Raw genomic sequence first — 24,207 nt, forward strand, 5'->3', positions numbered from 1 at the left:
AAAAATATGTTTAAAAGAGTTCCGGGAACAAAAGACATTCTTGTGCAAGAAGTTTATTCTTGGCAGGAAATAGAAAAAATCAGCCGTTCGGTTTTTTCTATATTTAATTATTGTGAAATCAGGCCGCCGGTAATTGAGGATGCCAGCCTTTTTAACCGTTCTTTGGGTGAATTCACCGAGATCGTTCAGAAGCAGATGTTCCTTATACGTAATCAGGAAGATTTGTACGCCCTGCGTCCGGAAGGAACTGCGTCTATTGTACGTGCTTATGTTGAGAATAACCTCGATAAGACAGCGGGTTTAAAGAAGTTTTATTATATGGGCCCAATGTTCCGCCTTGAGCGGCCGCAAAAAGGGCGTCTTCGCCAGTTTCATCATATAGGAATAGAAGTTATTGGTTCATCTCAAGCCGAAGTAGATGTTGAGGTAATCAGCCTTGCGGACAAATTGCTTAAGTCTTATCAGGTTTCGGGTTACGAAATCAAGATAAACACTTTAGGTTGCGTAAAAGATAAGAAAGAATTGGTTAATTTGTTGCAAAAGGATTTACGTGGTAAACTAGATTCGCTTTGCCCGGAGTGCAAAGTAAGGTTTGACCACAATATTTTAAGAATACTTGATTGCAAGAATGAATCTTGCAAGAAAATAATAGAAGAGTTGAGCATCGGCGATAGGCATCTTTGCGAGGATTGTAAAAACCATTTTAAAAGAGTTTTAACCGGGCTGGATGCTTTAAAAATTAAATATGAGGTTTTGCCGACGCTTGTCCGGGGGCTTGATTATTACACTCAAACTGTTTTTGAGGTGAAACATAAAGATTTAGGTTCGCAGGATGCAATTGGTGCAGGCGGAAGGTATGATAATCTAGTTAAAGAATTAGGCGGCGAGCAAACCGGGGCAATCGGCTTTGCTTTTGGTGTTGAAAGATTGATGTTGGTTTCAAAATTGCAAAATCAAAAGATTCCTAAGAACCTGGTTTTTGTAATTACCTTAGGAGATGAGGCTAAGGCGCAAGGATTAGTGTTATTAAATAATCTGCGTAATGCAGGAATACCCGCTGATACGGATTATGAGGGGAAATCGCTTAAGGGAGCAATGCGTTTGGCTAATGATTTAGAAGCGAAATACGTTTTAATCTTGGGGGATAATGAAATAAAGAAGAATGTTGTTATGCTTAAGGATATGGCTTCAGGCGAACAAAAGGAAATTGGTATATCAAATTTAATCTCCGAGTTAAGGAGTAACAGTTAGGAGTTTTTTATGCTACGCGATCATACATGTGGTGAATTAAATGCTAGTAATGTGGGGGAAGTTGTAACTTTATGCGGTTGGGTTGCAAACAGGCGTGACCATGGAAAGCTTATTTTTATAGATATACGTGATAGATACGGGCTTACTCAGGTTACCTTTATTCCAAAAGAAGCAGGCGAATCTTATAAGATAGCGCAGGAATTAAGATCTGAGTTTGTTATTAAAGTAGTTGGATCTGTAAATAAGCGTCCGGGGAACACAGTTAATCCTAAATTAGCTACCGGTGAAATTGAAGTCCTAGCCAAGAATGTAGAGATTTTGAATCCCAGCCTTACGCCTCCTTTTGAGATAGAAGATACCCTTGAGGTTACAGAAGAGATGCGGCTTAAATATCGTTACCTTGATTTAAGAAGAAACAAGGTTCTTACTAATTTTATGCTAAGGAGTATTGTCTATAAAATTACAAGGAATTTTCTGGATAAGGAAGGCTTTATTGAATGCGAAACTCCTATTCTTACAAAGTCTACTCCGGAAGGGGCACGTGATTATTTGGTCCCATCTAGACTTAATCCGGGGCAATTCTTTGCTCTCCCGCAGTCGCCGCAGCTATTTAAACAAATTTTAATGGTTGCAGGGATTGATAGGTATTATCAAATTGCAAAATGTTTCCGCGATGAAGATTTGCGCGCTGACAGACAACCAGAATTTACTCAGTTAGACTTAGAGATGTCTTTCCCAAATGAAGAAGATATTTTTTCTATAATGGAAAGATTGATGCAACTAATCTTCAAAGAAGGAAAAGGCATTGATATAAAAATACCATTTCCCCGGATGACTTATCAGGAAGCGCAGGATAAGTATAAAAATGATAAGCCTGATTTGAGGGAAAGTTCGGGGCTTGAATTTGCTTTTGTCTGGGTTGTTGATTTTCCTCTTTTTAAATATAACGAAGAGGAGAAGCGTTGGGAGAGCGAGCATCATCCTTTTACTGCGCCTGCTCAAACGGATTTAGATTTCTTGGAGGCTTCTCCTGAAAAAGTAAAATCACGTTCTTATGATTTAGTACTTAATGGTATGGAGATTGGCTCAGGTTCAATAAGAATCCATGATCAGAAATTACAGGAAAAGATTTTTAATATTATCGGTATTGATAAGGAACAAGCTAGGACACGTTTTGGCTTCTTGTTGGAAGCTTTTCAATTCGGCGCTCCACCTCATGGAGGGTTTGCTTTTGGGATGGATAGGCTACTTGCGATTTTGTCCAAGGAATCAAGCATTAGGGAGGTCATTGCTTTCCCTAAGACCCAAAAGGCATTTTGTCCGTTAACCAGTGCGCCTTCGGATGTAGATGAAAAACAGTTAAAGGAGTTAGGGATTAATTTAAGAAAAATAAATAAAGGGGAGGAAAAATGAAAAAGGCAAAGATAATTTATTTGTTGGGTTTTTCATTGGTTTTTGTGTTATCGGGTTGCGTTGTAAGAACGTATCCTTTAACTAAAGATAGAATTGATCAGGATTTATCCGGGGGTAATAGAGGATATATTAAAGGTGCTGCTCCTGCAGAAGAAACTCTGGGGAAGAAAACAGACCGCACAACGCAGGTTGTAGAAGTTGAATTACATTCTCCTCTTAAATTTGAGTTTAAGAAATGGTGGAAAAAGCCAGCTAAAAAAGTAGAAACTGAAGGCAATCGTGGATATATAACTCAAAGCGTAGTTCCGGAAATAATTGAAACACCCGCGTCTTGCGAACCAGTATTTGAAAAATACGTTGTTCAGAAGAATGATACATTACAGAAAATTTCCATGAAGTATTATGGCACAACTAAGAAATGGATGAAGATTTACGATGCCAATAAAGATACATTAAAGAGCCCAAATAGTATTCGTCCCGGTAAAACTATAAATATCCCTGTTTTGCCTGAATTAAAATCTCAAACTCAAGGCATGACAGAGCCTACTGAGAATTTGAAATAATTTGTTAAAGCCAAGAAAGCTGTCTTAAAGAATGGAAAAATCAATAAAAATTCAGTCTCATCAGGAGGCGCAGCTCATTTTTGGCCCGCATGATGAATATCTCAAGCTGCTTGAAAAAGAATTTAAGGTAAAGCTTGCTATTCGTGGTGAATACTTAAAGTTAAGCGGCACAGCTACGAATATAAAGAAAATCCAAGGGTTAATTGAATTCATCCTGCATGCTTTTAGATCAGGTTCTACAGATTTAGGCAGGGCGGATTTACATTCGTTAATCTTAAATTTTAAGAAAGGCAAGATTGACGCCAAAGAAAAGATTGAGCTAACCTCTAATCGGGTTTTTAGCGGGAGCAATATCGGGCCAAAGACAAAAGGCCAGATTGAGTATTTTGACGCGATAAAAAAATACGACATAGTTTTTGGAATTGGCCCGGCTGGGACAGGAAAGACTTATTTGGCTATGGCTTCTGCGGTTGAGGCTTTAAAGAAACAACAAGTCCGCCGAATTATTCTTACCCGCCCGGCAATTGAAGCAGGTGAATCTCTGGGGTTTTTGCCCGGTGATTTACAGGAGAAGATTGCTCCTTATTTAAGGCCTCTTTATGACGCGCTTTATGATATGGTAGAGGCTGAACGCATTGAAAAATACCTTGAGACTGGGATTGTTGAGGTAGCTCCTTTAGCCTATATGAGAGGTAGGACACTAAACGACGCCTTTATTATCCTTGATGAAGCGCAAAATTGCACAGCAGAGCAAATGAAAATGTTTTTGACTCGCCTTGGTTTTGATTCAAAAGCTGTTATTACCGGGGATATCACTCAAAGCGACCTTCCGGAAGGCAAGCCTATCGGCTTGCTTCAAGCACAGGATATCTTAAGCGATATTGAAGGGATCAAATTTATTTATTTTTCCGGAACAGACGTAGTAAGGCATGCACTTGTACAAAGAATTATTGAAGCATATGACGCTTTTGGCAGGAAATAGTTAAATATGGGGAAATATATTATTTTTAAGAAAATTAGATTTGTATTCGGCGTTGTGCTTTTATTTCTAGTTAGTTTAGTTCTGCAGCTTAATTTGGTTATCCCCGCATTTCTTCTTTCCTTAGTTGTTTATATTAAATTCCGCGATTCGTATTTGGAGAATTATAGTATTCTTAGCTTGACCCTTTTATTTGTTATCCCTGTAGTAGCTACATATTTTATAGTAAATCAAAGCTGGTCAAGAGCGTATATACCTTTTTGTATTATACCAATGCTTACAACCCTTCTTTTTAACCAGCTTGAACTTTCTTTATTAATTACCCTTGCTGTTTCTTTTACTGTTGCTTCAATTTCAGGAAATCACTTGCATTTAGGAATTTTATTTTTTGTTAGTGGTATATTGTCCAGCATCTTAGTTTTAAACGCCCGTAAACGAAGCAGGGTCATTAAAGCGGGTTTTGTTATCGGTATCACTCAGGGTGTATTATTATTTTTTGTAGATTCTTACTGGTCTTTGCCTCAGAAATATTATTTAGGAAGTTATCTGGGTATTATGGTTAACGGCCTAATTTCTAGTATTATAGTTTTGGGAGTGCTGCCTGTTTTTGAGTATCTTTTTAAAACTGCAACAAACATAAGCCTTTTGGAACTTGCGGATTCAAACCATCCGCTTTTGCAGCGACTTATTATGGAAGCTCCCGGAACATATCATCATAGCCTTATTGTTGGGAATCTTTCGGAGAGCGCTTGCCATGCAATCGGGGCAAATCCATTATTGGCAAGAATCGGCGCTTATTATCACGATATCGGTAAATTGCATAAGCCTGATTATTTCAGCGAGAATCAGAGCATAGATCATAGCAGGCACGATGAATTAGCTCCTTCAATGAGCAAGCTGGTGATTATGAACCATGTTAAAGAAGGGGTAGAATTAGCTAAGAAATACCATCTTAATCCGGTTTTATTGGATTTTATTCAGCAACACCATGGCAATAGCCTGGTTTATTATTTCTACAGGCGCGCTCTTGAGAATTTGGAAGAAAAAGACCAGGAAGTGGAAGAAGAAGGTTTTCGTTATCCCGGCCCAAAACCGAATACCAAAGAAACAGCAGTTGTTTTATTGGCTGATTCAGTGGAGGCAGCAACACGCGCGATGAGGGATCCAAATCCGGCTAAGATTGAGGAAGTGGTGCATAAAATTATAAATAATAAGTTTATCGATGGACAGCTTGATGAGTGCGATTTAACACTAAAAGATTTAGAAAAGATTTCAGCTGTATTTATCAGAATATTGGGCGGCATATATCATAGCCGTGTTTCCTATCCGGAAGAATCCAAAAGTGAATCTAGCTAAGAATCCAAGGCACATCAACAACAAAAAGCCTCCTAAAGTATTAACTATAATAATAAGAAATCTACAAAACAAAGTTTTAATTTCATCCCTTGGCATAAAAAAAGCCGTTCTTTCTACAATAACCTTGTTACAACCGGGAATAAAAGGTGAAATTTCTATTTGTTTTGTAAATGATGAAAAGATCAAGAAATTTAACCGTAAATATATAGGCAGTAATTATCCTACGGATGTGATTGCTTTTGATATCTCAGAAGAGAAAAACGTTTTACTATCGGATATCCTAGTTTCTTCTGATGCAGCAATCCGTAATGCAAAAACATATGAGACTTCGCCAAAATATGAGCTTTATCTTTATGTGGTCCATGGGGTGTTGCATCTTTTGGGTTTTGATGATAAGACCGTAAAGGAACGGGATTTAATGCAGAAGAAAGCTGAAACAATTCTACTAAGATTGGGTCTAAAGAATGTCAATACATAAGACTGAAGCTTTAGTTTTAAGAAAGCGAGATTTTCGGGAAACTTCAATAATCGCTGAGTTTTTTACAAGAGATTACGGAAAGATTAACGGTATCTTAAAAGGCATCAGAAATACCCCGGGTAAATTTGCTAGCGACATTGAGCCGTTTTCTCACAATGAAATTATTTTTTATAAAAGCAGAAGTTCGTCATTGCATTTGGTCAGCCAAGCCGATAAAAAGAACCATTTCGCCCCGATCAGGCAGCATATTGTAAAAACCGGGATGAGTGGTTTTATGATGGAGCTAATCGGCGCCGTAATGCAGGAAGAAGATAAGAATGAGGAAGTGTTTGATTTAGGGTTAAATTGCCTTAGCGAATTAAGCTTAACGAGCAACCCGGAAAAAGTAATGACTATTTTTAAGATTAAAATGTTATCGCTATCCGGTTTTAAGCCGCATTTTGATTCCTGCGTTTCATGTTCGCAGAAAGTATCCGGCCAGGCAAAGTTTAGCCTTATGTTAGGAGGGCTTTTGTGTCCCAAGTGCAGCCATAAAGATTCCTCGTGCCGTATGATTTTCCGGGGAACGATAGCTTCTATTTTACATATTGAAAGAAATGATTTCCGGAGTAATCTTAATCTAGGATTAAACCCGCAGATAAAAAAAGAATTGGATATGATATTGAATGCATTTTTAAATTTTCATCTTGAGCGGGAATTAAAATCGCAGAAGGTTTTAAATAAACTGGAAAACTTCTCTTTGGCTGTTAAATAGCCGGATAGGGAGGAAATATGAAGATTGTTATTGTTGGCCCCGGAGCAATGGGTTGTTTGTTCGCAGCTTTTTTAGCCCAGAAGACTAAAGAGGAAATTTGGCTGCTTGATAAGAATAAAGAGCGGGCGCAGAGGATTAATCAAAGCGGTGTAATGGTTGAAGGGCTTTCAGGGAATTGGCAAATTAAGGTAAAGGCTACTGCTGACGCCAAAGAGATTGGTAAGGCTGATTTAGTAATGATTTGTGTCAAATCATATGATACAAAAGAAGCAATCACGGAAGCCAAGACGCTTTTTACCGATAAGACCGCCGTTGTTACTTTGCAAAATGGGATAGGAAATCTTGAGATTATTGGTGAGGTTGTTGGGGATGCGGATATGGTGATTGCCGGTACGACAAATCTAGGCTCAACCTTGATAAGCGAAGGAAAGGTCAGGTTTGCCGGTAAAGGTGAGACGGCGATTGGTCGTCTTGATGGAAAAACTCCGGTTGAGATGCGTTTAATTCGTGAGATTTTTAATAAAATTGGTTTTGAAACTAAAATCTCCCGTGATATTAAAGGGCTCTTGTGGTCTAAGTTAATTATCAATGTTGGGATTAATCCACTTACTGCTGTTACGCGCCTTAATAACGGAGGGCTTATGGAATTTGAGGGAACGCGTAAAGTTTTAAGAGAGGCTGTTACTGAAGCGGTTCGCATCGCAAAGAGAAAAAGGATAAAGTTGATTTTTGATGACCCTTTGGCAAAGGTTGAAGCGGTTTGTGAGGCAACTGCAGCTAACGTATCAAGTATGCTTCAAGATGTTCTGCGTAAAAAACGCACGGAGATAGATTTCATTAATGGAGTCATTGTAAGGTTGGGCCAGGAATTAGGCATCTCTGTCCCGGCAAATTCAATGTTGGTTGATTTAGTTAAGACTATTGAGGCAAGTTATAATTTTGCGGTAGAAAGATAGTATATCAATAGTTTAATGAATCTGCCGTCTTTTCTCGTTCAAATTAGACTTTGCTTTATGGTTTTCGCTTCCGTGCACTCAAAAATTTTTGCCGTCGGCTGCGGTTTATCCCCTTCGGGGATTTCGCCAGTAGGATTGTATAGGGGCTCAACGTCGTCGCTTCGGCTTAGCGTTCTTAAAAAAAAGCCGTCCTACGCTCCTCGTAAATCCTTTCCGACATTTGCCAAAAATTTTCTAATGTGCCTCCAGCAAAAACCATAAAGCTATAACAGTTTGCATAGTAATAAGCGTTTCAGCGGATGCCTTGGCTTGATTCTCGCAGCATGTAGTTTGTGCGAGCGGCCATGGTTCACCCGCTATAAACTCCAGTGAGAGCGAGCGCAAACTCCAAGCGAGTCCCGCCACGGTGGGGCGGGACGAGCGGTGCTGCGAGAACAAGACAAGGCAGACGCGAAAGTAATAGGTAAATTAAATGTATTCCCCAAAAATAAGAAAACTACTCATAATATTCCTCATTATCGGTTGGGCGGGAACTGCTGTTTTTTTAAGTTCGCGTAAACCGGTTAAGCCTAAATCGTTGACTAGCCCGGATGTATCAATATCATCTATTAATTCCAAGAGAACTGTTGAGCTGCTAAGTGAAGCTATTGCGTGCTTGAAGCTGCGTAAGGACAATGAAGGATTAGCGCTTTTTAATGAAGTCCTTGCAATGGATCCTTTTAACCTGGATGCCCTTTGGGGAAAAGCAGAGATAATGAGAAGAAGGCATAAATATTCTGCTTCGGAGGAAATCCTAAAAAGGGTGATTGACGAGAATCCTACTCACGCTCCATCCTTAGTTACACTTGCTTATATAAAATATAGTGATAATAAAATAAACGAAGCTTTGGAATTAACTAATCAGGTGATTAAAAGAGGCAGTGATGATAAGGATGATATAGCGCTTGCTTATATGATGCTTGGCGCAATTAATAGCAAGCGATGTTCTGATGGATGGCTGTTCGGTAAGATTAAATATGGGACACAGATAAAACGGAATTTCGAAAAGGCTAAAGAAATTTCTCCTGACTTATCTGAAACGCATCTTTGTATGGGGACATTTTATTTAAAAGCGCCGGCTATCGCCGGAGGAGACCTTGATAAAGCAATTGAAGAACTTAATATCGCTTATAAAATGACTCCTGATTTTGCAACAGTCAATGTGCGGCTTGCCCAGGCATATAAGAAAAAGGGTGATTTGGATAAGTACAATTATTACCTAAAGCGGGCAAAGGAATTAGATCCTGAGAATGAGTTTTTAAATGAATAGGGTAGATTAATGCTTAATTTAGAGATTGCTCAGATTTTCCATGATATTGCCGATATTTTAGAGATTAAAGGAGAGAATGTTTTCCGTATTCGCGCCTATCAAAGAGCAGCGCAAACTATAGAAAGCATTCCCAATATAGAAAATTTTATCAAACAGGATAGGCTAACTGATATTGCTGGTATCGGGAAAGATCTTTCAGATCGGATTAAAGAGTATGCTCAGACGGGTAAAATCAAGATGCTCGAGGATTTGAAAAAGAGCATTCCTGAAGGATTGCTTGATTTATTAAATATCCCTTCGGTAGGCCCTAAGACTGCAAAGCTCTTGTATGAGAAGTTAAAGATAAAAAGTATTTCTGATTTGGAAAATGCGATAAGAAAAGGGAGATTAAAGGGTATTTTTGGGATTAAAGATAAGACTGTTGAAAATATTGTTAAAGGAATTGAAATATTAAAAAGAGGCAGAGAAAGGTTAACGCTTGCCGAGGCAATGGTGGTTGGCAATGAGTTTGTAAAGGAACTGAAAAACTTGTCGCAGGTTAAAAGCATATCAGTAGCCGGGTCTTTGCGCCGTAAAAAAGAAACAATCCGAGATATTGATATCCTTGTAATCTCAGATAATCCAAAGAAAGTTATGGATTCTTTTGTAAAGATCCCATCAGTCAGGGATATCCAGGCTTTTGGAGATACAAAGGCATCAATTCGCACTAAAGACGACGTGCAGGTAGATTGCCGGGTTGTTGAGAATAAATCTTTTGGCGCAGCCCTTTTATATTTTACCGGGTCAAAGAGCTTTAATATTAAGCTCCGCCAGTTGGCTATAAAAAAGGGTTTAAAGATAAATGAATATGGGGTATTTAAGAAAGATAAGTTTATAGGCGGGAAAACAGAAGAAGAGATCTTTAAACTTTTGGATTTATCATATATTGAGCCTGAATTAAGGGAGAATACAGGGGAAATTGAGTTTGCCCGCGAGAATAAGTTACCAAAACTAATTGAGCAAAAAGACATAAAAGGCGATTTGCACTCGCATTCAAGCTGGTCTGATGGATTAAATTCTATTGAAGAGATGGCGCAAGCTGCTAGAAAGCTCGGGTATTCTTATATGGCAATAACGGATCACTCTCAAAGTTTAAAGGTTGCCCGGGGGTTAAGTATCGCTGATGTAAAGAAGAAAAAAGAGGAAATTGAGAGAATAAATAAAAATTTAAATGGTTTTAGAATTTTATTTGGCACAGAAGTTGATATTGATTCTCAGGGAAAGCTTGATTATCCCGATAGTATATTAAAAGAATTTGAAATAGTAATTGGAGCGATACATACGGGGTTTAAGCAAACACAAGCCCAGTTAACCAAAAGGATAGTGAGTGCTTGCAAAAATAAATATGTCCACATAATTGCGCATCCTACCGGAAGGCTTTGGGGAGTGCGTGAAGCATATCCAATAGATTTAGAGGAGATATTGAAAGTAGCCAAACAGACAAATACTGCTTTGGAGATAAATGCTTTTCCTCAGCGCCTGGATTTGAATGATAGTGGTTGCCGGATGGCAAAAGAAATAGGGGTCAAAATCGCAATTGATACCGACTCTCATGCCTGCGATCAGCTTTCTGCGATGCAATTTGGCGTTGCCGTAGCAAGAAGAGCCTGGCTGTCTAAAGAGGATGTAGTAAATACTTTGCCGCTTGAAAAGCTGTTAAAGTTAGTAAAGAAATAGAATAGCTATGGGGCATAAGATTCAAGAGCGCAAGGCACAAGTAAAACTTGTGTTTCTCGTTTTGTTCTTACTAGTTTTAAACGGTTGTCATAATAAGCCTCTTTACAAAGATACGCAGATAATGATGGGCACCTTCGTGGAGGTAGTTTCTCCTGAAAAAGATGCCTCTAGGGTTGTATTTGCGGAAATAAAAAGAGTTGAAGATCTATTAAGTAAATATAAACCGAATAGCGAAGTATCGATTTTAAACAGAGCCTCTGAGCTGAAAGTAAGTCCAGAGACATTTTATATACTTAAGAAATCCAAAGAATTCTATATTTTAAGTAATGGAGCTTTTGATATCACAACTGCTCCTCTTTCTGATTTATGGGGTTTTACTCATAAGAAATACATCCTCCCGAAGAGGTTCCGGATTACAGATACTTTAAAATTAGTCGGATCAGATAAAATTGAATTGAATGATTCTGTTAATGTGGTAAAATTTAAACTTTCAGGGATGAAAATTGATTTAGGCGGTATTGCCAAAGGCTATGCTTTGGATTGCGCTGTTAATAAGTTAAAAGAAGCAGGAATTAATAGTTGTTTAATTAACATCGGCGGGCAAGTTTATTGTTTAGGAAAGAGATTTGGAAAGCCTTGGCGTATTGTTGTTCGCGATGATAAGAATAGTAAATCTTCTGAAATCCTAGAAATTGAAGATAAGTCTGTTGCTACTTCGGGTGATTATGAACAATTCTTTGAAGTTGGCAAGAAGCGATATTCGCATATATTTAATCCTAAGTCAGGTTATCCGGCTGATTTAGGGGTTATTTCAGCAACAATTATTGCTCCTTCTGGGTTAACTGCTGATGCCTTGTCAACAGCGGTATTTGTTTTAGGAAAAGATAAAGGCCAGCTGTTAGTAAAAAAGTTTCCTGGAGTTTCAGCGAGGATTACAGAGAAAAACATAAATAAAAGAGAGTGAGGAATTATTATGTATGAGACATTTGTGTATCATCGTCAGAATGGGCTAAAGATGGATGTTAGCCGCGAAGAAATCAAGGACGCTGTTAAAGATGAAAATAGTTTTATTTGGGTTGATATGAAGGATATTGACGATGAGGATATTGACATACTTACTGAGACTTTTAATCTCCACCCTCTTACCATAGAAGATTTTATTATGACCAATGCAAGGCCTAAGATTGAAAACTTTAAGGATTATTTCTTTCTTATCATGTTTTCTATGGAATCGCATGATAGAGCGCGCGGAAGAATTAATACTGCTGAATTGGATTGTTGCTTAGGGAAGAATTTCCTTGTTACGGTTCATAATAATGGTATTGTCCCATTGGCTACGATTAAAGACCGATTAAGAAAAAATTCTCCAATTATAAGAAATAACGGTGATTTTTTTCTCTATGCGATATTAGATTGTATGGTTGATAGTTATTTCCCTATTGTAAACGAGTTTGATAATATGGTTGACGAAATGAGTGATGAATTATTTAAAGACCCAACCAATGAAACGCTTAGGAAAATTTACATGCTTAAAAATGAAATTATGTATTTACGCAGGACTATCGGCCCACAGGCTGATGTAATTAATTTAATAACCCGTAGTGAATTCCCATTTATTTCTCCGGCAAGTGCTGTTTATTATAGGAATATTTATGATAATCTTGTGCGTCTTAATGATATTGTAGGAACTTCAAGAGATGTTGTTACAGGAGCTATGGAAGCGTATGTTTCAGTAGTGTCCAACAGGCTAAATGAAATTATGAAGACTCTGACAGTTATTGCGACAATTGCTATGCCTCTTACCCTTGTTGCAAGCATCTATGGGATGAATTTTAAGCATATGCCGGAGCTTTCTAGTAAATATGGGTATCCTATGGTAATCGGGATTATGGTGCTAATAGGTGGGTCAATGATATTTTATTTTAAAAAGAGAAAATGGATTTAAAGAGGTAAAACTTATGGAAAAAAAGATTTCGGTAAATGATATTTTATCGTTAAAAGGCAAGAGAAAAATTACTATGCTTACTGCTTATGATTATCCCTTAGCTTTATTGGAAGATAGGGCTGGGATTGATATTATTTTGGTTGGGGACTCAGTGGCAAATGTTGTTTTGGGCTTGGATTCAACTACTAAAGTTGGCATGAATGAAATGTTGCATCATGCTAAAGCTGTAACGCGTGCCGTAAAGCAATCTCTTGTTATAGGTGATATGCCGTTTGATTCTTATCAGGTAAATCCTCAGGAATCTATGAAGAATGCCGCTAGGTTTATAAATGAGGCAAAATGCGACGCCATAAAATTAGAATGGTTTGATAAATGTATTGAGGTTGCGCAGGGAATAGTTAAGTCAGGTATTCCTGTCATGGGCCATATTGGCTTAACTCCTCAGACTGTAGATAAAATAGGTGGTTTTAAAGTCCAAGGTAAAGATGCCGAGGCTGCCAAGAGATTGATTGAGCAGGCAGTGGGATTAGAAAAGGTAGGTTGTTTTTCTATCGTCCTTGAATGCGTTCCGGATAAGATTGCAGAGCTTATTACGAATAAGTTAAAAATACCCACAATCGGGATTGGCGCAGGCAAATATTGCGATGGTCAAGTTTTGGTAGTAAATGATCTTTTAGGATTGTTTGACCGCTTTACTCCTAAATTTGTCAAGAAGTACGTTAATCTTTCTCCCCTAATAACAGAAGCTTTTGAAACTTATAAGAGAGAAGTGTTGGAAGAAAAATTTCCCCAATCAGAGCACAGTTTTACCATTAAAGAGGAAGAATTAAAAAAAATTCAGTAGTGTTTGCTTGAGTTATGAAAAAGAAAACAACATTTAAGGTTATCGTTGCTATTATCTTTATCGTTCTTGGCGTATTGTTTGTTGCAAGATTTGCTGGCCCGGAGGTGTTACGGGCCTATATTCGAAGCGGTATTGGGGATTGTGAACAAATCCCTATTTTATGCAGGGCTCCGGATGGCAATGTAATCCGCGGTTCCATTAATAAGGAATACTATGATCAATTGCGTCCTTTTAGATTCGCCAAGATGGAAATCTTTGCGCCAAAGAATTTCAATGTTATACAAGAAAAGATTAAACGGCTTTCATATAAAAAGCATCCTCGTTGGCAAAAGTCAGCTTCAATTTATATTCTTCATGAAAATAAGGATTATTTTATAAATTTGTTTCCCCAGTTAAGAAAAGCAGGCATTAATAACGATCAAGTATATATTGAGAGGCTAATGAATGCTAAATTGCCTGAGGTGAATAATCTTGTAGATGCATTTTTTGTAATTATGAAAGGGATTTTCACCCCGGATGTCGGTAATCAGAAGACGGTGCTGATGAAGCGTTTCGTAATAGAAGATAAAAGAGGTTTTATTAATTATAATATAGGCCCGGTTAATAATTATTTTGATTGCAATTTCTTTGATGATAACGGAGCTTATTTTAAAGTTTACATAAAAGACATAGGTGCAAAGCTTGACCTGGAAAAGGTTTTGACAATAGTCTCCAGCGTAAGGGAAGCAGATTGAATTAGCTTGACTTTTTATTCAATCTGCGCTAATAATAATAATCTATTTATTCCGGTACAAATCATTATGTAGTGGAAAGGGTTGGAGGTTTTTTGTTTCATGGAAGTTAATTTGATGGATAAAATTGTATCTTTGTGTAAGCGCAGAGGTTTTATATTTCAATCATCCGATATCTACGGTGGGCTTTCCAATACTTGGGATTATGGCCCTTATGGTGTCGAGTTAAAGAATAATCTTAAGCGTGCCTGGTGGCGTTCCTGTGTTTACGAAAGAGATGATATCTTGGGAATGGATGCTGCGATTCTTATGCATCCAAAGGTCTGGGAAGCAAGTGGGCATGTGCAAAACTTTTTTGACTTAAAGAGTGATTGCAAAACCTGCAAAAAGCGTTTTAAAACCGAAGATTTAAAAGATAAGAAGAAATGCCCTGAGTGCGGCGGAGAATTGACTGATTCAAGGCCTTTTAATCTTATGTTTAAAACGCATCAGGGCCCTATAGAAGCTGACGAAAATCTAATTTATCTAAGGCCGGAAACAGCACAAGGTATGTTTGTTAATTTTTTAAACATACTTGATTCAAGGCACCCAAAATTGCCTTTTGGTTTGGCTCAGATAGGTAAATCCTTCCGTAACGAAATTACCCCCGGGAACTTTACTTTCCGCACGCGAGAATTTGAACAAATGGAGATAGAATATTTTGTTAAGCCAGAGGATGCCCAGAAGAAGTACGAGGAATGGATTGAGTATCGTTTTGCCTGGTATCTTGCTTTAGGGCTAGATAAGGAAAAGATTAGGCGCCGTCAGCATGGAAAGGATGAACTTGCGCATTATGCTTTGGCTTGTACAGACATAGAATATAGCTTTCCTTTTGGTTGGTCGGAATTGGAAGGGATTGCTAACCGGACTGATTTTGATTTAAAGCAGCATTCGCAGACAAGCGGTAAAGAATTAAAGTTTTTTGATGATGCGGCAAAAGAAAAATACTATCCTTATATAATTGAGCCTTCTGGTGGAGTGGATAGGAGTGTTTTAGCCTTCTTAGTGGATTCTTTCCGCGAAGAAAAGGTTAAAGATGATACTAGAGTGGTGTTAAAACTTCATAAGGACCTTGCTCCTACAAAGATTGCAGTCTTGCCTTTGTTAAGAAATCGTCCTGAAATTGTAGAATTAGCAAGGAAGATATCTAAGGATTTGAAAAAGAGCTTTGTTACGGTGTATGATGATACTGGAGCAATCGGCAAGCTTTACAGAAGGCAAGATGAAGTAGGGACGCTTTATTGTGTAACAGTTGATGTACAATCTTTAGAAGATAAGCAGGTAACGGTTCGTGATCGTGATACGATGTTGCAAGAGCGTATTGGGGTTGATAAATTGAAAGAGTATCTGGGAGAGAAGTTAACTAACTAGCGAGGAGGGTTTTAAAAGAAATGGCAACAAAAAATGTTTATTCTTTTGGAGGCGGCAAGGCTGATGGTAATGAGAGTATGAAAAATCTCTTGGGTGGCAAAGGCGCCAACCTTGCAGAGATGGCAGGAAATAAAGACTTGAAATTACCTGTTCCTCCGGGATTCTCAATTACTACTGAAGTTTGTGTTTTTTATTATAAAAATAAAAAGACTTATCCTAAGGGCTTAAAAGAAGAAGTTGAAAAAGCATTAGAGAAAGTTGAAAAATTAATGGGTAGAAAATTCGGCGACCCAGCAAACCCCTTGCTTGTTTCTGTTCGTTCCGGCGCAAGAAAATCAATGCCCGGTATGATGGAAACGGTTTTAAATGTCGGGTTAACTGAAAAAACTATCCCTGGCTTAATAAAGCAGGCAGGTGGGAATGCGCGTTTTGTTTATGACGCTTACAGGCGTTTGATTATGATGTATTCCGACGTAGTTATGGAAAAAGCTGCAGGTATCGAGCCAAAGGAAGAGCAGGGTATCCGTAAGCAATTAGAAAGGATTATGGATGCTGTAAAGAAAGAAAAAGGATATAAGAGCGATACCGATTTAACTGTGGATGACCTTAAAAAATTAACTGCTAACTTTAAGTTGAAAGTTAAAGAAGTTTTAGGTAAAGATTTTCCAGATGATCCTATGCAACAGCTTTGGGGTGGGATTGGCGCTGTATTTTCTTCTTGGAATGGCAAGCGTGCAATTAGTTACCGCCGCATTGAAAATATCCCCGATGAATGGGGAACAGCGGTTAATGTTCAGACCATGGTTTTTGGAAATATGGGAGATGATTCGGCAACGGGTGTTGCTTTTTCGCGAAATCCCGGCAACGGAGAGAATAACTTCTATGGAGAGTATTTAATTAATGCACAAGGTGAGGATGTGGTTGCCGGTATTCGTACGCCAGCGCCTCTTAATTCATATTCTACTTCGGAACATAATAAGAATCTTTTGACTTTGGAAAAAGGCATGCCAAGCCTTTATAAGGAATTGGTAGGGTATCGTAACCGCCTTGAAAAGCATTATCGCGATATGCAGGATATTGAATTTACCATTGAAAAAGGCAGGTTATTTATGTTGCAGTGCCGTGTAGGTAAGCGTAACGGCCCGGCAGCAGTGCGTATGGCAGTTGATATGGTAAAGGAAAAGTTTATTACAAAAGAAGAAGCGATAACGAGAGTTACTCCTGCTCAGTTAGATGAATTATTGCATCCAATAATTGATCCAAAAGCAGAGGCGGTTAACAAGCCAGTAGCAAAAGGTTTGCCTGCAGGCCCAGGTGGCGCATGCGGACAGATTGTTTTTAGCGCTGCGGAAGCTGTTGAGTGGAAGAAGCAAGGTAAAAAAGTAATTCTTTTGCGCGAAGAAACAAATCCTGAAGATGTTGACGGGATGCGCGCAGCTGAGGCAATTTTAACTGCCAGAGGCGGCATGACTTCCCACGCAGCGTTAGTTGCCCGTGGCTGGGGAAAATGCTGTATTGTTGGATGCGCAGGATTACATATTGATTATGAAAAAAGAGAGCTTCGTGTTGATAGTAAGGTTCTAAAGGAAGGCGAATGGTTGACTTTAAATGGCACAAAAGGGAATGTTTATGCTGGAAAACTTCCGATGATGGATGCTACCGAAGAAAATGTGTTATTGACCACTTTCTTAAATATGTGTGGGCAAGTTAAGAAATTAGGAATTCGTACTAACGCAGAAACACCTGAAGACGCAATAAAAGCTCGTCAGTTTGGCGCTGAAGGTATCGGGTTGTTCAGGACTGAACATATGTTCTATGGCAAAGGTTCAGATGAACCACTTTTTGTTTTACGTAAGATGATAGTTTCAAAGACTGAAGAAGAGAGGAAAAAGGCGGTTAGTGAGTTATTCCCTTATGTAAAAAAAGATATTAAGGGTACCTTAGAGGCAATGGACGGGTTTCCAGTAGTTATACGTTTACTGGATCCTCCATTACATGAGTTTGTTCCTCGCGAAGAAGCAAAGCTTCAGGAACTAGCCAAGGATTTAAATATTTCTATGGAAGAGCTTTCTAAACGAGCAGATAATTTACATGAATCTAACCCGATGATGGGCCATCGCGGTGTTCGTTTAGGGGTTACTTACCCTGAAGTAAGCGCTATGCAGATTCAGGCGATCCTTGAGTCCGCAGCAGAGCTTATTAAAGAAGGCAAAAAGCCTTATCCGGAAATCATGATTCCGGTTGTCTGCGATGTAAAAGAGCTTGATGACCAGATGGCTATTGCCAAAAAAATATATGAAGATGTTTTAAAAAAATACGGACTTAAGCAGGTAAAGCATATGTTCGGTACAATGATAGAGATTCCTCGAGCTGCTTTAGTTGCGAATGAGTTAGCAGTCGTTGCTCAATTTTTCTCATTTGGTACTAATGATCTTACTCAGATGGGATTTGGTTTCTCAAGGGATGATATCGGCGGTTTCTTACCTGATTATTTGAAAAAAGGCATATTAGCCGACGATCCATTCCAAACTGTTGATCAGAAAGGTATTGGCGAGTTAATCAAAATAGCAATTGAAAGAGGACGCAAGACACGTAAAGACCTTGAAATTGGTATCTGCGGCGAACATGGTGGAGACCCTCGTACGGTTGAATTTTGCCATAATGTAGGGATGAATTATGTTAGTTGTTCACCGTTTAGAGTCCCAATTGCGAAGTTAGCAGCAGCACAGGCAGCGTTAAAGAATAAAACGAAAACGAAGAAGAAAAAATAACCTTAAGTTTCATGTTGCAGGTTTCAGGTTTCAAGTCTTGCCTGAAACTTGCAACTTGAAACTTGTAACCTGAAATCCGTTAAACTATGGAAGCCTTAAAAACTTATTTAAAAGATATTAGGAATATACCTTTATTATCTGCAAGCGAAGAAGTTGATTTGAGTAAAAAGATAAAAAAAGGCGATGAGCACGCTCGCAAAGCGATGATTCGTGCGAATCTTAGGCTTGTGATTAATATCGCTAAACGGTATATGCATTTGGGTATTCCTTTATTGGATTTAATTGAAGAAGGTAATTTGGGGTTAATGAAAGCGGTAGATAGGTTTGATGCTAAGAAAGGTTTTCGTTTTTCAACTTATGCTGCTTGGTGGATAAAGCAGGGGATTACGCGTTCAATTGCCGAGCAAGGCAAGATGATTCGTGTCCCGGTTTATATGAATGATTTGATTGCTAAATGGCGTAAGAAAAAAGAACACCTTGCGCAAAAAAATAAAGCAATTCCAAGCGATGAAGAAATTGCAAAGCGTCTTAAGCTGTCAAAAGACAAAGTAGAGCAAATAAATTTCTGGATTGCAAGTACAACTTCTTCTCTGGATGCTCCTATTGGGGAAGATAATGAAAGCCAGGTTTCTGATTTAATTGAAGATACAGATGCTGTTGCCCCTGATGCTGGAATTGAAAAAATGTTTGATAAAGAAAGATTGAGCAGCATTTTAGAAATAATGTCTGAAAGAGAGCGAAGTGTTTTAGATATGCGTTTTGGTTTAATTGATAGTAAGCCTCATACTTTAGCCGAAGTGGCTAAAAAACTCGGAGTTTCCCGCGAAAGAGTGCGGCAGATTGAAGAGTTGGCTTTGAAAAAATTAAGGAAATTTGTAAAAACGCAGGAGGCTCAGAAATAAAAAAGCAGGAGGGAAGTGTTTAATGAAGAATAAACTTAAATTGGAATCATTTATCAGAAATATCCCCGACTTTCCCAAACCGGGGATTTTATTTCGCGATATTTCTACTTTGATTCAAAATAAAAAAGCTTTTAAGGAAGCCGTAGATAAAATGGCTGAGAAATATAAAGGTAAAAAAATTGATGCTGTTGTTGCGGTTGAGGCGCGAGGTTTTATACTTGGAGGTGCAATTGCGCATAAGCTTGGGGTTGGATTTATTCCCGTGCGGAAAAAAGGCAAGCTTCCCTGGAAAACAGATTCTGTTACTTACGATTTGGAGTATGGTACTGATACTTTGGAAATACATCAAGATGCCTTAAATCCTGGAGATAAAGTATTAATTGTAGATGATCTCTTGGCTACTGGAGGCACTGTAAAGGCAGTAACAGAATTAGTAGAGCAGAAAAGAGCAAAAATTTCAGGTATTGTGTTCTTGGTTGAGTTGTTTGATTTAGGCGGAAAGAATAAGCTAAAGAATTATCCGGTACATTCTTTGATAAAATTTCCCGGACATTAATTATATTTGCCCCTGTAGCTCATAAGGATAGAGCAGCAGTTTCCTAAACTGCGTGCGGCAGGTTCGATTCCTGCCAGGGGCACGTTTTATACAGCTGGCAGGCATTTCGCTAAACAAATATTTATGTGCTCAATTCCTGCCAGGGGCATGTATTATAAAGAGCACAAGACACAAGAGCACAAGTAAAACCTGCAACTTGAAGCCTGAAACTTGTGACTGGTGACTTGTGCCCCAATAGGATTTAACATGTATAACTTACATACACATTCATTATTAAGTGACGGAGATTTGCTTCCATCAGAAATAGCTGTTCGGTATGCTGCGTTAGGCTATAAAGCTATTGCCATTACCGACCATGTTGATTACAGTAATTTTGAATTTGTCATTAAATCAATTCTGCAGTTTACTAAACACTGGCCTAAGAAATCTCCAATTAAAGTTTTTCCCGGTGTTGAATTTACTCATTTGCCTTTAGACCAATTTAAGCCGTTAGTCCAGCTTGCAAGGAAAAAAGGAATTAAAATTATCGTTGCTCATGGTGAAACTTCGGCCGAACCCGTGATAAAGGGGACAAATATTGCTGCTTTAAAGGCTGGTATTGATATCTTAGCGCATCCGGGTTTAATTACCAAAGATGAGGTAATGTTTGCTAGGAGTAAGAATATTTTTCTTGAGATTACTACGCGTAAGGGGCATAGCAACACTAATCAACACGTAGCTAAGCTTGCTTTAGAGTTAGGCGCAAAATTAATCCTTAATCACGATAGCCATCAGCCGCAAGATATTATCTCAATTGAGGAGACTAAGGAAGTCGGCCGTAGATTAGGGTTATCTAATACTCAAATCTCTAGTATATATAAGGATGTAGAGGGGTTTTTGAAAAAAGTTCTTGACAATAAATGAGTTATGTGTTAAAAAAAATATAACTGTGGCCATACCACTGGAGATGGTTTTAATTATAGACGGAAAGGAGGTTGAAAAAAATCAAGTCTAAAGCCATAGAAAATCCAGTGATATACATATATAGTAATTATCTAGGAATATTTTTTTAACGCCTAGTTGAATATATTTTTTCATATTTTCTTAAAGGAGGTTAAGCAAAATGAGTAAACGCTTAATATTAATTCTGGCTCTCGTATTTGTGGTCGGCATTACTGCTGGCGCATATGCAGAGGTTCAGAATGTTAAAGTTAGCGGAGATATTACCGCATACGGTATTAGCCGCAACTTACAGACTAAAGGTAACAAAGATTTTCAAAATGAAAACGCAATGGCAACCATTACCCGCGTTAGAGTTGATGCTGACCTTACTGACAATGTAACTACCACAGTAAGATTGCTCAATGAAAGATATTGGGGTAATGAAATTGATAACGTTGGTACAAACAACGCAAATACTGATGTAGCACTTGACTTAGCCTATGTAACTTTAAAGGAATTCCTTTATTCTCCTTTAACATTTACAGTAGGTCGTCAGGAATTGCATTTTGGTAATGATATGATCGTTGGCGATGTTGATACTAACAATAATGCCTCAACTGCAAGCCCCTTTGGGCAAAACAGAAGAGATAAGGATTTAAGCGCACGTAAAGCATTTGATGCTATCCGCGCTACATTGAATTATGATCCTTTGGTTATTGATGGTATCGTAGCTCAGGTTAGAAATAATGATCTTTATACTGCTGATGATGTAATGCTTTATGGTGTCAATGCAAATTACAAAGCCGGTAACTTCAAAATGTTAAAGAACAACATTATTGAAGGTTATTGGTTCTTAAAGCAAACTGGAAGAGAGAATGGTAGATCTGTTACTGCTGCTACTACTGGTGTTTTTGGTAAAAAAGTAGAAGATACCGTGCACGTAATTGGTGCTCGTGTTTCTACTCAACCAATGGATAACATGACTTATCAGTTAGAAGGTGCATATCAGTTTGGTAGATATGTTCCTCAAGCTGCTGCTACGCCTCCTAATCATACCGTAGCACGCAAAGCATGGGCAATTGAAACTGCTTTGACCTATGATTGGAAAAAAGTAAAATACACCCCATCTACAAGCCTTTTGTATGCTTATTTCAGCGGGGATCATGAAAATAATACTTATACAACCGCCAGAGGAGCATATAGAGGTTGGGATCCAATGTACGAGAATCAGAAATACGGTGATATTGCTAATGCTCTGTTCAATCAGACAAATGCTCATATCATCGGTGGTGTTGCAACTGCCAAACCAATGGATGATATCACCTTAAAAGGTGAATATTATGCATTTATTTGGGCAAAGCCTTACCACGATGGAGCAACTATAACCGCAACAGCAAGAGATTCAGGTGCCAACCTTATAATGACTCAGAGACGTTTCGCAGGCCAGGAAATTGATTTAACCGCGACCTACGATTATACTGAAGATGTTCAGTTAGCGTTGATGGGTGGCATGTTCTTCCCTGGAGCTTCCTTTGCTAAAGGAAACGACAGCGCAGCTACTGAAGTAATCGGTTCCATGAAGGTTACATTCTAATAGTACTTATGTAGAAGTAACTTGCCCTCGGGAGAGCAATCTCCCGAGGGTTTTTTTTAAAAGATTTTTTAGGCCAAAGTCTAGTAAACCTCTTTAATAATACTATAGGGCACAAGCTATCAGTCACAAGTTTCAATTTTTACTTGTGTTCTTGTGTCTTGTGACTTAAATCTCTTAAATTTATGCTAAATCTCGCCTTTATCTTCCATATGCACCAGCCGTATTACAAGAACCTTTTAACGCAAGAGACAGATATGCCTTGGGTAAGGCTTCATGGCACGAAGGACTATCTGGATATGATACAGTTGCTTTCTAAATATCCCTTGATAAAACAAACGATTAATGTTGTTCCTTCCTTGATCGAACAGGTAGAGGATTATACAAACCGTACGATTAAAGACAAATTCTTAGAGCTTTCTTATAAACATGCCAAAGATTTATCTTTTGATGACAAGAAATTTATTCTGGAAAACTTCTTTTCTATAAATAAGGATAAAGTAATTGCGAATCACCCCCGTTATTATGAATTATATTTTAAGAATATAAGGCATTTAGAATTTAGTACTCAGGATTATTTGGATTTGCAGGTTTGGTTTAATCTCGCTTGGATTGACCCAAGCTTTAGGCAAAGTTTCCCGGAATTGCGTGAAATAGTCAGTAAGGGGCGTTTTTTTACAGAAGAAGAGAAGCATGCTGTTTTAGACAGGCAGATTTATATATTAGAAGACATTATCCCTACTTATAAAAAGTTTATTGAAAGCAAGCAGGCAGAGGTTACCGTTACTCCGTATTACCATCCAATATTGCCTTTACTTTTTAATACAAATATAGCTAAAGAAGCAAATCTTAAAACAATTTTACCTAAAGTGGAATTTTCTTTTCCGCAAGATGCAAGAGAGCAAATAGATAGTGCAGTAAGATTCTTTAAGTTACGCTTTGGAGAAAATCTACAAGGCATGTGGCCTTCAGAAGAAGCGGTAAGTGAGCATATATTGCCTTTTATGATTGATGCCGGAATCAAGTGGATAGTGGCAGATGAAGCGATACTCTTTAAATCTCTTCACAGAAAGAAAAGAGATACCGATATTTTGTATCAGCCGCATCTTTTAAAAAGAGAAGATGGCGAGCTTAATATTGTTTTTCGTGATAGATGCCTTTCAGATTTAATCGGTTTTGTCTATCAGGCTTGGAAACCGGTTGATGCTGTAAATGATTTTATGAAACATATGGAGAATATCTCTGAAGCATTTAAGGGGCATGACATCTTAGTTAGCATTGCAATGGACGGAGAAAATGCTTGGGAATATTTTACTAATGATGGGCATGATTTCTTAGAGTTATTATACCAGAGGTTGTCTGAATCAAAGTTTGTTAAGACTACCACAGTTTCGGAGTATTTAAAAACGCATAAGACTGAACATGAAATAAAGCGCCTTGCCGCTGGCTCTTGGATTTACGGAGAATTTGGAAAATGGATAGGGAATCCTCATAAAGTGAAAGCATGGGAATATTTAGCTTTAGCAAGAAAAGAATTGCAAACCTTAATTGAGAATGGAACGGATATCCCTGATTTAGCATGGAAGCAGATGTATATTTGTGAAGGTAGTGATTGGTTTTGGTGGTACGGTGAAGACCCTTATGGCGGGTTTGACAGGTTATTCAGAGTACATTTATCTAATTTTTATAAGCTGATAGGGAAAAATATTCCTGATTATTTGAACAATCCTATTTAATTGCTAAAGGCCAATAACTTATTGA

Annotated in this window: 21 protein-coding genes and 1 tRNA gene; all 22 read left to right on the forward strand. The window is 38.2% G+C overall.

The annotated features are described in order from the left end of the window. Window positions 1–6 precede the first annotated feature (6 nt). Window positions 7–1,251 carry a histidine--tRNA ligase gene (gene hisS / locus PHO70_00685; GenBank protein MDD5431495.1) on the forward strand — a complete coding sequence of 415 codons (1,245 nt, stop codon included), beginning with the start codon at window positions 7–9 and terminating at the stop codon, window positions 1,249–1,251. Window positions 1,252–1,260: 9 nt separating this feature from the next. Continuing rightward, window positions 1,261–2,664, forward strand: coding sequence for an aspartate--tRNA ligase (gene aspS / locus PHO70_00690; GenBank protein MDD5431496.1), 1,404 nt, complete (start codon window positions 1,261–1,263; stop codon window positions 2,662–2,664). Next, window positions 2,661–3,227 (forward strand): LysM peptidoglycan-binding domain-containing protein, encoded by a 567-nt coding sequence (locus tag PHO70_00695; protein MDD5431497.1) that lies wholly within the window; start codon window positions 2,661–2,663, stop codon window positions 3,225–3,227. The genes aspS and PHO70_00695 overlap by 4 nt, the downstream gene beginning before the upstream one ends. Before the next feature lie 31 nt (window positions 3,228–3,258). Continuing rightward, complete coding sequence (locus PHO70_00700; GenBank protein ID MDD5431498.1) at window positions 3,259–4,209, forward strand: PhoH family protein; 951 nt, start codon at window positions 3,259–3,261, stop codon at window positions 4,207–4,209. A gap of 6 nt (window positions 4,210–4,215) precedes the next feature. Further along, window positions 4,216–5,562, forward strand: coding sequence for an HDIG domain-containing protein (locus tag PHO70_00705; protein MDD5431499.1), 1,347 nt, complete (start codon window positions 4,216–4,218; stop codon window positions 5,560–5,562). Further along, complete coding sequence (gene ybeY, locus PHO70_00710) at window positions 5,549–6,040, forward strand: rRNA maturation RNase YbeY (GenBank protein ID MDD5431500.1); 492 nt, start codon at window positions 5,549–5,551, stop codon at window positions 6,038–6,040. The genes PHO70_00705 and ybeY overlap by 14 nt, the downstream gene beginning before the upstream one ends. Next, window positions 6,027–6,794, forward strand: coding sequence for a DNA repair protein RecO (gene recO, locus PHO70_00715; GenBank protein MDD5431501.1), 768 nt, complete (start codon window positions 6,027–6,029; stop codon window positions 6,792–6,794). The genes ybeY and recO overlap by 14 nt, the downstream gene beginning before the upstream one ends. Before the next feature lie 17 nt (window positions 6,795–6,811). Further along, complete coding sequence (locus PHO70_00720; GenBank protein MDD5431502.1) at window positions 6,812–7,750, forward strand: 2-dehydropantoate 2-reductase; 939 nt, start codon at window positions 6,812–6,814, stop codon at window positions 7,748–7,750. Between the two features lie 472 nt (window positions 7,751–8,222). After that, window positions 8,223–9,059 carry a hypothetical protein gene (locus PHO70_00725; protein MDD5431503.1) on the forward strand — a complete coding sequence of 279 codons (837 nt, stop codon included), beginning with the start codon at window positions 8,223–8,225 and terminating at the stop codon, window positions 9,057–9,059. Between the two features lie 9 nt (window positions 9,060–9,068). After that, window positions 9,069–10,775 (forward strand): DNA polymerase/3'-5' exonuclease PolX, encoded by a 1,707-nt coding sequence (gene polX / locus PHO70_00730; GenBank protein ID MDD5431504.1) that lies wholly within the window; start codon window positions 9,069–9,071, stop codon window positions 10,773–10,775. Between the two features lie 7 nt (window positions 10,776–10,782). Further along, window positions 10,783–11,739 (forward strand): FAD:protein FMN transferase, encoded by a 957-nt coding sequence (locus PHO70_00735; GenBank protein ID MDD5431505.1) that lies wholly within the window; start codon window positions 10,783–10,785, stop codon window positions 11,737–11,739. 9 nt (window positions 11,740–11,748) lie between these two features. Continuing rightward, complete coding sequence (gene corA / locus PHO70_00740; GenBank protein MDD5431506.1) at window positions 11,749–12,720, forward strand: magnesium/cobalt transporter CorA; 972 nt, start codon at window positions 11,749–11,751, stop codon at window positions 12,718–12,720. 13 nt (window positions 12,721–12,733) lie between these two features. Then, complete coding sequence (gene panB, locus PHO70_00745) at window positions 12,734–13,564, forward strand: 3-methyl-2-oxobutanoate hydroxymethyltransferase (GenBank protein MDD5431507.1); 831 nt, start codon at window positions 12,734–12,736, stop codon at window positions 13,562–13,564. A gap of 14 nt (window positions 13,565–13,578) precedes the next feature. Beyond that, on the forward strand, window positions 13,579–14,298 hold the full coding sequence (locus PHO70_00750) for a hypothetical protein (GenBank protein ID MDD5431508.1): 720 nt from the start codon (window positions 13,579–13,581) through the stop codon (window positions 14,296–14,298). A gap of 114 nt (window positions 14,299–14,412) precedes the next feature. Further along, a complete protein-coding gene (locus tag PHO70_00755) occupies window positions 14,413–15,705 on the forward strand; it encodes a glycine--tRNA ligase (protein MDD5431509.1) in 1,293 nt (430 codons plus the stop codon). 20 nt (window positions 15,706–15,725) lie between these two features. Next, window positions 15,726–18,476, forward strand: a complete 2,751-nt coding sequence (gene ppdK / locus PHO70_00760) for a pyruvate, phosphate dikinase (GenBank protein ID MDD5431510.1) — start codon at window positions 15,726–15,728, stop codon at window positions 18,474–18,476. An 86-nt stretch (window positions 18,477–18,562) separates the two neighbouring features. After that, complete coding sequence (locus PHO70_00765) at window positions 18,563–19,378, forward strand: sigma-70 family RNA polymerase sigma factor (protein MDD5431511.1); 816 nt, start codon at window positions 18,563–18,565, stop codon at window positions 19,376–19,378. A gap of 22 nt (window positions 19,379–19,400) precedes the next feature. Continuing rightward, window positions 19,401–19,934 carry an adenine phosphoribosyltransferase gene (locus PHO70_00770; GenBank protein ID MDD5431512.1) on the forward strand — a complete coding sequence of 178 codons (534 nt, stop codon included), beginning with the start codon at window positions 19,401–19,403 and terminating at the stop codon, window positions 19,932–19,934. A gap of 8 nt (window positions 19,935–19,942) precedes the next feature. Next, a tRNA-Arg gene (locus tag PHO70_00775) sits at window positions 19,943–20,016 on the forward strand. 164 nt (window positions 20,017–20,180) lie between these two features. Continuing rightward, complete coding sequence (locus tag PHO70_00780) at window positions 20,181–20,837, forward strand: histidinol phosphate phosphatase domain-containing protein (protein MDD5431513.1); 657 nt, start codon at window positions 20,181–20,183, stop codon at window positions 20,835–20,837. 199 nt (window positions 20,838–21,036) lie between these two features. Next, window positions 21,037–22,449, forward strand: coding sequence for an alginate export family protein (locus PHO70_00785; GenBank protein MDD5431514.1), 1,413 nt, complete (start codon window positions 21,037–21,039; stop codon window positions 22,447–22,449). Window positions 22,450–22,631: 182 nt separating this feature from the next. Next, on the forward strand, window positions 22,632–24,182 hold the full coding sequence (locus tag PHO70_00790; protein MDD5431515.1) for a glycoside hydrolase family 57 protein: 1,551 nt from the start codon (window positions 22,632–22,634) through the stop codon (window positions 24,180–24,182). Window positions 24,183–24,207: the final 25 nt, after the last annotated feature.

Source organism: Candidatus Omnitrophota bacterium, assembly GCA_028715415.1.
Lineage (GTDB): Bacteria > Omnitrophota > Gorgyraeia > Gygaellales > Profunditerraquicolaceae > JAQURX01.

Bases quoted from the DNA above. Each gene is read 5' to 3' on its own strand.
- hisS (MDD5431495.1), top strand. From the start codon at position 7: ATGTTTAAAAGAGTTCCGGGAACAAAAGACATTCTTGTGCAAGAAGTT.
- aspS (MDD5431496.1), top strand. From the start codon at position 1,261: ATGCTACGCGATCATACATGTGGTGAATTAAATGCTAGTAATGTGGGG.
- PHO70_00695 (MDD5431497.1), top strand. From the start codon at position 2,661: ATGAAAAAGGCAAAGATAATTTATTTGTTGGGTTTTTCATTGGTTTTT.
- PHO70_00700 (MDD5431498.1), top strand. From the start codon at position 3,259: ATGGAAAAATCAATAAAAATTCAGTCTCATCAGGAGGCGCAGCTCATT.
- PHO70_00705 (MDD5431499.1), top strand. From the start codon at position 4,216: ATGGGGAAATATATTATTTTTAAGAAAATTAGATTTGTATTCGGCGTT.
- recO (MDD5431501.1), top strand. From the start codon at position 6,027: ATGTCAATACATAAGACTGAAGCTTTAGTTTTAAGAAAGCGAGATTTT.
- PHO70_00720 (MDD5431502.1), top strand. From the start codon at position 6,812: ATGAAGATTGTTATTGTTGGCCCCGGAGCAATGGGTTGTTTGTTCGCA.
- PHO70_00725 (MDD5431503.1), top strand. From the start codon at position 8,223: ATGTATTCCCCAAAAATAAGAAAACTACTCATAATATTCCTCATTATC.
- polX (MDD5431504.1), top strand. From the start codon at position 9,069: ATGCTTAATTTAGAGATTGCTCAGATTTTCCATGATATTGCCGATATT.
- PHO70_00735 (MDD5431505.1), top strand. From the start codon at position 10,783: ATGGGGCATAAGATTCAAGAGCGCAAGGCACAAGTAAAACTTGTGTTT.
- corA (MDD5431506.1), top strand. From the start codon at position 11,749: ATGTATGAGACATTTGTGTATCATCGTCAGAATGGGCTAAAGATGGAT.
- panB (MDD5431507.1), top strand. From the start codon at position 12,734: ATGGAAAAAAAGATTTCGGTAAATGATATTTTATCGTTAAAAGGCAAG.
- PHO70_00750 (MDD5431508.1), top strand. From the start codon at position 13,579: ATGAAAAAGAAAACAACATTTAAGGTTATCGTTGCTATTATCTTTATC.
- PHO70_00755 (MDD5431509.1), top strand. From the start codon at position 14,413: ATGGATAAAATTGTATCTTTGTGTAAGCGCAGAGGTTTTATATTTCAA.
- ppdK (MDD5431510.1), top strand. From the start codon at position 15,726: ATGGCAACAAAAAATGTTTATTCTTTTGGAGGCGGCAAGGCTGATGGT.
- PHO70_00765 (MDD5431511.1), top strand. From the start codon at position 18,563: ATGGAAGCCTTAAAAACTTATTTAAAAGATATTAGGAATATACCTTTA.
- PHO70_00770 (MDD5431512.1), top strand. From the start codon at position 19,401: ATGAAGAATAAACTTAAATTGGAATCATTTATCAGAAATATCCCCGAC.
- PHO70_00780 (MDD5431513.1), top strand. From the start codon at position 20,181: ATGTATAACTTACATACACATTCATTATTAAGTGACGGAGATTTGCTT.
- PHO70_00785 (MDD5431514.1), top strand. From the start codon at position 21,037: ATGAGTAAACGCTTAATATTAATTCTGGCTCTCGTATTTGTGGTCGGC.
- PHO70_00790 (MDD5431515.1), top strand. From the start codon at position 22,632: ATGCTAAATCTCGCCTTTATCTTCCATATGCACCAGCCGTATTACAAG.